Here is a 12,053-nt window from a genome sequence, read left to right on the forward strand (position 1 = left end):
CCTTAGTTGGCTCTCAAGCGGTTGCGGCGTTCATAGACATCGGCTGCTTCCCTCACCAAACCGGCGCTAATGGAGGCTTTGTACTGTTGTTCCAATTCGTCGGCAATGGCAAGCAGCTCTGCTTTGCTGGAACGGTAAGGGCGGAGTGCATTGTAGATTTCCAGAATGCGATTGTCGGGAATGGCTGTCAGCTCGGCAGCCCGGCGCAGGTTGGCGGCAAACTGTGTCCGTCCCACTCCGTCGGCAATCTCGGCCTGCATCCTCAGCGTGTCCGGACTGATACGGACATCCGCCGGAGTAATATCGCCGCTTAGCACCTTATCCAGAGTAATATCCTCCAGTGTTTTGCCGGTAGGAGTCCGGATTAAATCGAGGCGTTTCGCAGCCAGCGGATAGTCTCTGTCCGGCTGCAATCCGGCGCTGCCCGTCCCGGATACCGCCGCGGCTTTCGGTTCGGCTTGGGGCTGATACATATTTTTTAACACTTCACGGACAAGTTCTTCAATCATTTTTTCCTGAGACATGTTGCTGCACCTCCGTTTACTTAAACGTAACCTTGATTTCCACCGGCCTGGCTCCCGGAACGACATGTTCGGTCTCTTTGATATGCAGGACAGCGGCTTTCGCCTGAAATTTCGGTCTGGCCATTTGGTCATTACGGGTCGGTACCGGTGTCGGCGATTCCCCTTTGGCGTACTTGGCGGCATTACGGCCGATCGCCCGGTAGGTTTCCAAATCAATCAGAGGAGATTGGGAAAATAACTCCAGATTGCTCAGCGGCGGCAGTTCTTTCTGATGGATAACGGTAGTTCCGCGCGATTGTATGCCGATGGCAATACCCGATCCGCTGAGTTTGGTGGCATCATGAGCGGCAAAGGCCACGTCCGAGGTCCGCAGGCTTCTCACCACCCGGGCTGTAAGGCCTTCTTCCTCGATACCGGCAATTACTTCCCGCAATACCTCGCTGTGCGGAATATTGATAATCGTTTTATTTTGGAATTTGCCGAAAGCCGGCGCCAGTGCAATCAGCACTTCATCCGGCCTGGTCCCCGCAGGTGCCTCGCCGGTTTCTTCCAGCACCATGGTACGGCCTGCGGTCGCCCTGAGTGCAGGCACTGCTGCCTGCCCGGCGGGAATTTTCATATCCTGCAAAACCTGCGCAACAATATCCCGAATCATTTGTTCGCTGATTTCCATTACCCTACACCTCTTCCCGTATCAAACATCAAAATCAGACGGCTTTACAGCCTGACTGATGTTTTTAATTTCATCCCAGCGTTCCGGACTCAGGCGGTAGCCGGTTCCCGGTCCTTGATAATCATTACGGTTATTCACCGCACTGATTACATTGAAATCCTTATCCAAAATGGCGGCCGTATGCAAATAATCGCCGGAAATACGTTGTTTCAGCAGATTGAGCACATTGTGAGCCAAATCGGAAAAACCGGCATTGGCCAGCGCTTTGACTACATCCAGTCCGGTAATGCCGCGCTTCATTAAATCCTGAGCAGCCTTCAGGTCCTCGACGATATTGCGGGGCGGCATATCCTGGCTGCCATGGGCATAGGTAGCCGCTTCCACTTCTTCATCGGTAATAGCCGGGAAGCCCAGTTCTTTATAAACGGCCTGCAACGCCCTGGCGGCTTTATTGCGCACGGCAACGACGTCTTCCTCCGCCACCGGGCGTAACCCGCCGTCGACCTGCAGGTCGCGCTGAATAATATTCCAGTCGTCATAATCCTCGACGTCCCAGTTTGACCCGGCAAACATATTGTCATAGTTGGGAACGCCGCTGTAGCCCGAGCAGATGAAATCCGTTCCCGGCAGCATCTGCATCAGGGTGCGGGCAGTGCGGCGGATATCCGAATGGGTGAAAGTCTGGTCATTGCTGGAGGCAACCTCCATATCCAGCAGGGTGGTGCAAAGATTTTCAGCCAGAACGGCCCGGATACCCGAAGGAACGGCGGCCGGTACGCCGATGCAGCTGACCGAACCGTTTTGCAGCCCCTGTACTCCGGCCCCCCGGGTGACCATAATGCAGCGGACTTCCAAATACAGCATGGATTTGCCTTCGGCATAACCCATCTGCACTTCCGAACCGGTTCCGGAAGTAAACCGCATTTTCAGACCCCGCGAAGCATAGGCGGAAGCCAGAAAGGCCTTGGACCAGGGAGTGTCGTCACCGTCGACAAATACGTTTTCCGTACCGTACACCGAAATGGTTTCGGCATAAGCGGTAATCCCGCGCATCCCCAGTTCCAGTTCGGTAGCTTCTTCCAAAGCACACTGTATCAGTGTCCCGGGACGCCCGGTCTGGCCGCCGATCAACAGGGAAAGGGCATTAAAGGGTGCATAGCGGACAACGGCAACGGTGGTTTCCATTTCATCAAAACCCCTGAACGAGGCTTCCGCGCCGTCGGCGGCAATCAACACCGGATTATCCTTTACGTTGGTGATGTGGCACTGGTTGGAAGGTGTTTTACGGGCCCGCATTTTTTGCAGAGCCATCATCATTTCCACCACATTCATGGTATTTAGGACTGCTACAATTTTCGCCGCCGTAAGGCCGCGGAAGATTTTAATCACTTCACTGCGCGGCACGTGAATATCCACCAGCATTCTGGCAATTTCCAGATTATCCATGGCCATGGCTTTTTCCGCAATGCTGACATCAATGGCATAATCCGCGATGAACTGATCGATAAAATCAAATTTCTCCCGGGGAATTCCGTCCATCTCCACGACTTTGCCATGATCCACTTTAATGCTTGGCACCGGGTCGGCCGGGCTGCCCATGGCAATCAGTCCGACTTCCGGCCATTCAACCACAAAACCGTCCTGATTTACAGGGCGAGCTGCCAATGCTTCAAACCGTTTCGACTTCTTCATATTTCTCCCGCCCTTCTGTTTAAATATATGGCTTGGTTGACGACGGCGCCGGACCGGCCATAGTTTCCAGCAATTTCACACCGACATCCTTGGCTGCCAGCACAGCCTGCCGTACCGCCCCCGAATCGCCGGTAATCATTAAAATGACTTCGTTGGAATAACTGGTGCCGCCGGCCGGACTGCCGTAACCGCAAACTTCCACATTGGCCGTTTTTACTGCCACATCGGCGATCAAAACGCCGATCGCGGCCGGAGCGCCGACAATGAGTCCGAAAGCTTTGCCCAGCGGCGCACCGAAGGCCTTATGGATTGCATAGCTGGCGCGGGCGGTATATTGCAGTTCGATGTGTCCGGCGTCATTGCCGTACACATCGCCAAAGGTGCGGTCAAGTTCCTTTAGAGCCACTTCCACGGCCCGGCGGGCATCGGAAACCTCTTCGGCACCAAACAGGATCAGGTTGCCATGTCCGGCCCCTCCCTTGGTATCGCGGGCCAGTTCAATGGCAATAATCTCGGTATTCGTGGCCTTTACCGCTTCATCAGCGGCCATAATATGCGGCCCGGCACCGGTGCGTGCTCCGATAATGCCGATGGAACGGTACTTGGGATCTATTTTCATTTTTTCGTGAAGGATAGGATCAACGTTGGCAATTACCAGGCCAATGGTGTCGCCAATAGCCGTACCGACAAATTCGGTGATGCCGGGATTGGCCATGACGGATTTGGCTTTGGGCTGCGCTGCCGCCTGCCCTTCCATCCGTTTTTTGATTTCATCCATCACTTTATCAATAATTTGCTCTTGCATCGTCTTGCCTCCTCCAAATTAGCATTCTACAGAACCTTGGGCAGAATCTTTTCCACATCGCCATGGGGCCGCGGAATGACGTGAATGGATACTACTTCACCAACTTTTTGGGCTGCTGCCGCACCGGCATCCACAGCCGCCTTAACGGCACCGACATCACCGCGCACCATAACAGTTACCAGTCCCGAACCGATTTTCTCATACCCTATCAGTTGTACATTGGCTGCCTTGACCATGGCGTCCGCAGCTTCAATTGCGCCTACCAGGCCTTTGGTTTCCACCATTCCCAGAGCTTCACTGCTCATTGCTTTCCCTCCCTTCCTCCAGATATTCAATTAATTCTTCCAGCCCTTCTCCGGTTACCACGGAAACAAAAAATACCGGTTTTTTTACTCCGGCCTGCCGCAGGTAGCGGCAAGCCCGTTCCCGGTCGGCATCGGCCCGGTCTACCTTGGTCACGACACCGGCCACCGGTTTGTTGAACATCCCCCGAAAACCGGGCGGAAGAGACAGCATTGCATTGCTGGCATCTTGTAAAATCAGGATCACCGAGGCTTCCATAGCCGTCACCATCAACGACGAATAAAACCTGGGAATTTGCGAATATTCTCCGGGAGTGTCAATGCCTCCGTCGTAAAACTCGATAGTCAGCGTTTTTTCCGTTTGCCTGCCATCTTGGCGCAGCACATGGAGCAGCGTCGTTTTTCCGGCTCCCGCCGCGCCCAGCAGCATAACCTTTTTCATGATTTTGTCAGCTCGGGAACGACAAATCCCAACGTTGCCGCCAGAAAGCAGTTTACCTGCAATAAAGCCGTTTCAACGGCAGACACCGTACCGGTAAGAACCACCGACCCGGTAAAGCGGTCCATAAACCCAATCTCCACTGCCGCTCTTTTTGTTGCCATATCAGCGGCAATAATAGCCGCTTCACTGGGCGTAATCGTCAAAATGCCAATGGCCGAACTGCCTTCTATACCCAGTTTGCCGCAAAGTTCGGCTTTGGGATTAGCGATTACATGTGCCAGTGTCACCTGTTTGCCGGGAACATACTCCTGTACCATTCTCGGTTTTTCCGCTGTCATACCACCCCTCCTGTCATGACCGGACACTTGAATATATTTGGCGTTATTCCCCCTCTCCACCTTGCTTGTATTTTGCTGATCTATCGGATATCCTTGTCCCCCGCTCACCGGAATCCCCCATCCTGAAATTACCATTTTTTATCCGGCAGGACTGTCTTGCTGCCACATGGGCAAACTTTTCCCTGACACGCAAAAAAGGACTGCCTTTTCGCAGTCCTCTCCTATGTTGCTATGAGTTCAGTGCAGTCTCCATACCCACAATAAACTTTTTTGTCTTCTTTTAGTGCATTTTTGCCGCTTTGCTTTTTTCTTCCCGGCTCCTGGCGATGTCACTCCGGTATTGATTAGGCGTCATGCCGCAGGCTTTGCGAAAAGCACGGCAGAAGTAACTGGCATCCTGATAGCCGACTTCCGAGGCGATCCGCACTACGGTATAGTCCTGGTTCTGCAGCAGCTTTTTGGCTCTTTCCAGCCGCACCCGCGTAACAAAATCCGCAAAATTGTAGCCTTTTTCCTTTTTAAATAAACGGCTGAAATAAAACGGACTCAAATGGACGGTCTGGGCCACCTCTTCCAGCAGGATATTCCGCTGGAAATTCTTCAGAATATATTCGCAGGCGCTGTTAATCAGCCTGGTATTAACACTGCTGCGGTTTTCCAGCATATTATCCATAAAATGGTCCACATATTCCATCATCCATTGTTCAATGTGCTCTTTGGTAGCGCAATCCGTCAGACTTTGGATGCAGGTAAAGTTGAGCAGCGTCAGCTGTTCCAGATTGGCTCCGCCCTCCACCGCCGAACGGGACAATACGATCAGCAGTTCCAGAACATAGGCTTTGACGGTTTCCAGTCCGGACCGGTGCGAAAAGGTCTCCTGCAAAAGCTCCCGGAGCGCCGCCTTGGCTGCCCTGCGATCGCCGCAGCGCACCTTCTCCATAACCGTCCGTTCATACTGGAACGGATATTGAAACGGGCTGTCCTGGAAAAACGGTACATCCTCAATATGGATGATCTGATGGTCGCCAAGATAAAAACGCTGCCGCTGCGCACTGAGCGCCTCATGATAGGATTTGTACATATCCCGCGGATCTTCGTAGCACCGGCCGATCCCCACGGTAATATGAACCTTCATGTCCCTGAAGACCGTCTCCTGGATGCTTCCGGCGATCCGGCAGGCATATTCTTTGGCCTCCTCCTGCGTTTTTTCACCGGAAAAATGCAGTAAAATCACCAGACTGTCACTACCGAAGGGAGTTACCAGTGCCGTTTTACCGGCGGACTGAACCACCAGACGGTAAATCTGCTGTTTAAACACCTGCTTTTCCAATTCACTGGCACTGCGGGTGAGCTCTTTAAAGCGGTCAACGTCCACTACCAGAGCGACTGCCGGGTTCGCCTGCAAACCCAAAAAGCCGGCCCTTTCTTTAAAATGTTCCATTTCGGTGATCTGTCCCGAAATCAGATCGTAAACAAAGGACATCTGGATAAACGGCAACGCGGCGGCAATCTGCTCCCGTAAGCGGGCCTCTTCCTGCCGACGGGCGCTCATTTCCCTGATTCTCTGCATCACCGTTTGCAGCGTCTGTAGTAACATTTCCGGCCGCACCGGTTTCAGGAGGTACTCCATGGCACCAAGCTGCAGCGCCTGCTTCGCATAAGCAAATTCATCAAAGGCCGTCAGCATTACGATACTGGTATCCGGCGCAAGCTGTTTGATCGACTGGGCGGCATGCAGACCGTTCATTTCCGGCATGCGGATATCCATGATGACAATATCCGGTTTCAATGCTATAGCCAGCTGTACGGCACTCACGCCGTCACCGGCTTCACCGGCCACTTCAATATCCGGACAATTTCTTTCAATAATCAGCCGCAGCGCCTGCCGTTCCAGCTGTTCGTCATCAACAATCATTAATTTTACCATAATTCCGCCCTCTTCTTGTTAATCATGCTGATAAGGTAGATAGATGGAAACTTTGGTTCCCCGGCCTGGCATGCTGTCCATTGTGAGCCCGTACTGACTGCCAAAAAAATGCTGAATCCGTTTATGTACATTCAGAATTCCCAGCCCGGTTGTATGCCCTTTAGCCAGCTTATTTTTTTTCTCCTGAAAAATTTCCCGCAGCTGGTCTGCCGGTATGCCAGCCCCTGTATCCATTACCTCTATCCACATATCGCCTTTATCCTCGGCCAGCCTGGCTTTTAAATGAATTTCCCCGCCGCTGGCCCTTCCCTCCAAGCCATGAATGATGGCATTCTCCACCAGCGGCTGCAGAATCAGAGGAGGAATCAACGCATCCATCAGTCCGGCCTGAATATCAATAAAGGCTTGAATACGATCGCTGAAACGCATGCGCTGGATATGAAGATAATCCTGAATGGTACGCACTTCTTCTTTTAACTGCCGCAAACGGTCAAGATCCCGCAGGTTGCTGCGCAGTATATCCGCCAGTGCATACACCACCCCCTGCGTTTTCGTCGCTCCCTCCAGCAGGGCCATACGGGCGATGGTATTCAGCGTATTGAACAGAAAATGGGGATTAACCTGCGACTGCAATGCTTTTAATTCAGCGGCCCGCAGCAGATTCTCCAGATCGGCCTTGGCCTGCACCTCACGGGTCAGCTGTTTTTGCATAATGTTGGTTGCTCCGATCTCCACGATATAATTGGACATAATGTAAATCAGATCGGCGGCAGCTTTCAGGCGGCGCTCCGCCACCACATCCACTTTGGCAAAATGCCCCAGCACGGTGGTCTGATCCAGTCCCATATCGGCCACCCGGTTCAGCATGCCTTCCCGGGCGTCATAGTCTTTACGCTCCTGCACTACTTGCCCGGCCAGGAAGGCACCGATATATACTCCTTGTACAATGATGGGCGCTGCCAGATCGGTCAGGCCGGCATGACACAAATAGACAACCGGACTTTTGATCGCCAGTGCCCGGTGCCCGCCGCTGTTGTCGCAGCCAATGCAGCGGGTCAGCCCTTCCGGAAATGAGCGGATATATTGACAAAAAGACGTAAAGTTGCTCGGTTTTGTCACCGGTTCACCCTGAGCATTCACAATCACTGCCGACAATCCGGTCGTTTCCGAAAATTTATCCTGGATTTCCTGCAAAATATCGGTGTTAATAATGCGTTCCAAGGAAAACTGTTCTGCTTTTTGCATGCATCAATTCCCTCATTCTTAGCATTTTTTTGCTTTCTTATATGAGGGATTAGCTATTTTGACTGAAAATTCCTTCAAATAGCCGGCAAAAAAACAAAGGATTTTTCCGGCTTTAGGAAACAGCCGGCACTTCCGTGGCGGCAGGTGGCGTCACTCCCATGTCGGCCAGCCGGGCCATATGCTGCAATGTATACAGCATGGTTTTCAGCATGCCCACCATCAGGACGGCTCCGGTGCCTTCCCCCAAGGCCATATTGGCCCGCAAAACAACATCTTCGGCTACGATATTCCCAAGCAGCAAAGCCGTGGCCATACCCGGTTCTTTTGACATATGTGAAGGGATAGCCTGCCGTTCTACATTTCTGTCAAGGCGGGCGGCGCAAACATAGGCCACGGCGGTAATAAAGCCGTCAATTACAAAAGGTATATGCAGACGGGAACACTCCACCATGCCGGCACAAATCGCCACAATATCAAAACCGCCGACACAGCGTAATATATCTTTCACATCCTTCATATTTTCCCTGTGCAAAGCGACTCCCCTGGCAACAACCGTCCGTTTATGCTTCAAAGCTTCACTGCTATTCAGTCCCGCGCCGCTGCCCACAATAAACTCCGGCATAATCCCGGTCAGCGCATGCAGTACGGCGGACGAGGTCGTTGTATTGCCAATTCCCATTTCCCCAAAGGAAATCAGGTTGTACTGCCCTGCGGCAACCAGGCTGTTCACCATGGCGGTCCCCACTTCCCAGGCGGCTGCAAATTCCTGACGGCTCATGGCTTCTTCCTTCACAAAGTTTTTCGTTCCCAGGGCAACCTTTTTCTGCACCCCGGGAAACGGTTCCGTATGATTGATCCCAATATCGACAACACTGTAAGGAATTTGATGGTAGTGGCAAAAACAGCTGATAGCGGCCCTGCCGGCTACCATATTTTGCGCCTGCAGCCAGGTGATGGACGGCGGGTAGTTGACAACCCCCTCCTCCACCACTCCGTTGTCCGCCGCGTAAATCAGATGATGAGGCCGCAGCTCCTGCTCTACCGTTCCCCAGGACAATAGCAGTTTCTTCACATGTTTTTCCAGCAATCCCAAGCTATTCGGCGGTTTGGCCGCGCCGTTGATCCATGCATCCACCTCTTGTTCAAAATCCATATCGGTTCCTCCCCTGCTTTTTGTTCAACCTGGAAGAAATAAAAATACCTAGCCCAAAAAGGCTAGGTATTTTACCTCCTATCCTTCTGGCATTGCTCCTGGCGCGGAAGCAAATGGCAGCCAAATCAGGCAGGTCTCCTGGCTCCGGATCATCACCGTACTGAACCTTCCCGTTGCCGGTGGCATACTCAGCACGCTTCCCCGATTACAGTGGCGCGACCGCGTCGTTTACAGATGGCGGGCATCTGTCCGAACTTCCCTATTCTCCCCTTCGTAAGAGGCACCTGAATGGTGGCATTTATTATGTAATTCTATAGCTCCATTCTACGTACTGCCGGTAAATTCCTGTGAAATTTTTCAGACAGCAATAAAATGAAACAGGTAGTCATTATAGTCCTATAGTACTAATGAAATAAAAAAACCGTTAACGCTGTGGCCTCCGTCATTTCAATAATCGCCCCGTATACATCTCCCGTAAGTCCGCCCAGCCGGTTTGCGGCGTAATTGGCAAACACTCCCGCCCCTGCCAGCCCGGCCACAGCAGCAACCAGTCCCTGCCAGCCGGCGGCAAATAAGAGGACTGCCGTAAAAACCCCGGCGGTAGGCAGGGTATATCTTCCCGCATATTGAGAAAACGGCTTGCCCAGTCCCTGAGAACGGGCGTAAGGATAAGAGACGATGGCCGCCACCACCGCCAGCCTGGCAATGACCGGCGCCGCCCATAACGCCGCCGGCAGAAGCTCGGGCAAGATAGCGAGCAGCAGCGAATACTTCCATAACAGCAGCAGGCCGAGGGCCATCACCCCGTATGCGCCGACCCGGCTGTCCTTCATTATTGCCAAGGTTCCTTCCCGCGAAGAAGCCGACATGAAACCGTCCCAGGTATCCATATAACCGTCACAATGGAGCCCGCCGGTCAGCATGACCTCCAGCACTATCAGTAAAGCGGCCTGCATATGTATCCCAACGCCGCCGGCCAGCCCCAAGCCGTAGGCTGCGGCTGCCAGCATGCCTCCGATCACGCCGCCGGCCAGCGGAAAAAACTTTACACTGCGGCCAAACTGTAGTTCCGTATAGGGAATCCGGCTCCGGATGGGAAGACGGGTAAGGAACTGTAAAGCAGTAATAACATCCTGCAGCATAGTCATTGCCTCCTGTATGAAAATAGCCGGTACCGCCTGCCGGTCTGAAAGGGCCTCCGCAAAAACTTCTTTCATCCGGTTCTTTCTGTTGTCATAATGGTTTTAGATTACCTTTCTCGCCGGTACCGCCTACTTTCCTGCCCAAACCGGGGTTACCGCAAAATACTCTGGTAATCAGTCAGTATATTCCCATAATGGCTGTACTCCTGTCCGGCCCCGCTTTCTCTTCCGCCGGCACAGGCTGTCCATGCTGTATTGTGTTGCTGTATTGCCTATTCGCGTCCCGGCACTTGCCGTCCGCCTTCCGGCATGATATTTTCAGACTATACAAGTCGAAATCTATCCACTAAGGTCAGGCCTTTATTTTGAGGCTGGCTGCTTTGAGTCAGCCGGCTGCAGAAATAACCAGTGGCTGGGATAGATCAAAAAGAAATTCAACATATACGGAAAATATCAGGAGGCAGGTTAAAAGCATGGCAAATCATAGAAGAATACGGGAATATTTTATGACCCCTGTCAGTCTGTTAGGCGCCGGCTGCCTGAGCGAAATTACCCGCTATATAAAGCCCATGATGTTTCGCAAGGCTTTTATCGTCAGTGATAAAGTACTGGTCGACAGCAAGTTAATCGACAAGCTGACCGATCAGCTCGCTCCGGCCGGGATTCACTACATTCTCTACGATAATGTCGCCCCTAATCCCACCACGGCCCAGGTCAACTACGGCCTGAAATTATACCTGGACAACGGCTGTGATTTTCTCATTTCGTTCGGCGGCGGTTCGCCTCACGATTGCGCCAAGGCCATTGCCCTCTTAGCCACCAATGGCAAATCCATCCATGATTACGAAGGGTTAAACAAGGCCAAACAACCGACTGCCCCCTTGATTACCGTCAACACCACGGCCGGAACAGGCAGCGAACTGACCCGGTTCTGCGTCATTACCGATGAAGAACGTCATGTAAAAATGACCATCACCGACTGGCGGCTTACCCCCCTGCTGGCCATCAACGATGCCGAGTTGATGGTTAATATGCCTCCCTCGCTAACGGCGGCTACCGGCATAGATGCCCTGACCCATGCCGTTGAAGCCTATGTTTCTTTAAACGCCAGTCCGGTCACCGACTGCAAGGCCCTGCAGGCCGTCGAACTGATCGGGGCCCATTTACAGTCTGCCGTGACTAACGGTCAGGACCTTACCGCCCGGGAAATGATGGTCTATGGAGAATATTTAGCCGGCATCGCCTTTAATAATGCCAGCGTCGGCTACGTGCACGCCCTGGCTCACCAGCTCGGCGGCCGCTATAACTATCCTCATGGGCTGGCCAATGCACTGATGCTGCCGGCCGTTATGGCCTTCAACCTGCCGGTGGTGGCAGCAAAATACGCTAAAGTTGCCCGGGCGCTGGGTGTGGACACCAGTGGTTTAACACCGGAAGCGGCTGCAATAGAAGCCGTCCAAAGCGTTAGGAAGTTGATCCGCAATGTCGGCATTGTCAGCGGCCTGCAGCAAATCAAAGGCTTCCGGGAAGAAGACATTCCTCTGCTGGCCGAAAATGCCGCAAGGGATATCTGCGCTGCCACCAATCCCCGCCAGGCCACCCTGGAAGAGCTGGGCATGATTTATCATTGGGCACTGTGATAGTGAGGAACAAATATCAGTGTATCCTCCAAAAAGGAGCTGTCTCCAAATGGATAAATACCATTGGAGATAGCTCCTTTAGTCTTTGAGATAAAAACGAATATATCTTCTAACCTGACTGTTCGTACTTTTGTCGAAACAAAAGTACCAAAAATTCCTGGGCCTGTCTT

General features: G+C 52.6%; 12 protein-coding genes and 1 riboswitch. Of the genes, 1 reads left to right on the forward strand and 11 read right to left on the reverse strand.

Going from position 1 to position 12,053, the window contains the following annotated elements; all coding sequences use genetic code 11:
- Nucleotides 1-2: 2 nt before the first annotated feature.
- From P22_RS02000 to cobS, 11 genes are all read right to left on the reverse strand, one after another.
- Nucleotides 3-524, reverse strand: a complete 522-nt coding sequence (locus P22_RS02000) for a diol dehydratase small subunit (protein ID WP_054258542.1) — start codon at nucleotides 522-524, stop codon at nucleotides 3-5.
- Nucleotides 525-540: 16 nt separating this feature from the next.
- On the reverse strand, nucleotides 541-1,197 hold the full coding sequence (locus tag P22_RS02005; protein ID WP_054258543.1) for a propanediol/glycerol family dehydratase medium subunit: 657 nt from the start codon (nucleotides 1,195-1,197) through the stop codon (nucleotides 541-543).
- Nucleotides 1,198-1,218: 21 nt separating this feature from the next.
- Nucleotides 1,219-2,889 (reverse strand): propanediol/glycerol family dehydratase large subunit, encoded by a 1,671-nt coding sequence (locus P22_RS02010; RefSeq protein WP_054258544.1) that lies wholly within the window; start codon nucleotides 2,887-2,889, stop codon nucleotides 1,219-1,221.
- A 19-nt stretch (nucleotides 2,890-2,908) separates the two neighbouring features.
- Nucleotides 2,909-3,694 (reverse strand): propanediol utilization microcompartment protein PduB, encoded by a 786-nt coding sequence (pduB, locus tag P22_RS02015; protein ID WP_054258545.1) that lies wholly within the window; start codon nucleotides 3,692-3,694, stop codon nucleotides 2,909-2,911.
- A gap of 26 nt (nucleotides 3,695-3,720) precedes the next feature.
- Nucleotides 3,721-3,999 (reverse strand): ethanolamine utilization microcompartment protein EutM, encoded by a 279-nt coding sequence (eutM, locus tag P22_RS02020; RefSeq protein WP_054258546.1) that lies wholly within the window; start codon nucleotides 3,997-3,999, stop codon nucleotides 3,721-3,723.
- The gene (locus tag P22_RS02025; RefSeq protein ID WP_054258547.1) at nucleotides 3,989-4,438 is read right to left on the reverse strand and encodes a EutP/PduV family microcompartment system protein; all 450 of its coding nucleotides are present in this window, start codon (nucleotides 4,436-4,438) and stop codon (nucleotides 3,989-3,991) included. The genes eutM and P22_RS02025 overlap by 11 nt, the downstream gene beginning before the upstream one ends.
- Nucleotides 4,435-4,776, reverse strand: coding sequence for an ethanolamine utilization microcompartment protein EutS (gene eutS / locus P22_RS02030; RefSeq protein WP_054258548.1), 342 nt, complete (start codon nucleotides 4,774-4,776; stop codon nucleotides 4,435-4,437). The genes P22_RS02025 and eutS overlap by 4 nt, the downstream gene beginning before the upstream one ends.
- 280 nt (nucleotides 4,777-5,056) lie before the next feature.
- On the reverse strand, nucleotides 5,057-6,703 hold the full coding sequence (locus tag P22_RS02035) for a response regulator transcription factor (RefSeq protein WP_054258549.1): 1,647 nt from the start codon (nucleotides 6,701-6,703) through the stop codon (nucleotides 5,057-5,059).
- Between the two features lie 18 nt (nucleotides 6,704-6,721).
- A complete protein-coding gene (locus tag P22_RS02040; RefSeq protein WP_054258550.1) occupies nucleotides 6,722-7,948 on the reverse strand; it encodes a sensor histidine kinase in 1,227 nt (408 codons plus the stop codon).
- Between the two features lie 112 nt (nucleotides 7,949-8,060).
- Entirely contained in the window at nucleotides 8,061-9,101 is a 1,041-nt protein-coding gene (locus P22_RS02045; protein ID WP_054258551.1) for a nicotinate-nucleotide--dimethylbenzimidazole phosphoribosyltransferase, read from the reverse strand.
- A 110-nt stretch (nucleotides 9,102-9,211) separates the two neighbouring features.
- A riboswitch (cobalamin riboswitch) is annotated at nucleotides 9,212-9,404 on the reverse strand.
- A gap of 101 nt (nucleotides 9,405-9,505) precedes the next feature.
- Entirely contained in the window at nucleotides 9,506-10,243 is a 738-nt protein-coding gene (cobS, locus tag P22_RS02050; RefSeq protein WP_054258793.1) for an adenosylcobinamide-GDP ribazoletransferase, read from the reverse strand.
- Between the two features lie 473 nt (nucleotides 10,244-10,716).
- Here cobS and P22_RS02055 point away from each other — a divergent pair, with 473 nt between their 5' ends.
- Entirely contained in the window at nucleotides 10,717-11,883 is a 1,167-nt protein-coding gene (locus P22_RS02055) for an iron-containing alcohol dehydrogenase (protein WP_054258552.1), read from the forward strand.
- The last annotated feature ends 170 nt before the right edge of the window (nucleotides 11,884-12,053 follow it).

This window comes from Propionispora sp. 2/2-37 (assembly GCF_001298735.1).
GTDB lineage: Bacteria > Bacillota > Negativicutes > Propionisporales > Propionisporaceae > Propionispora.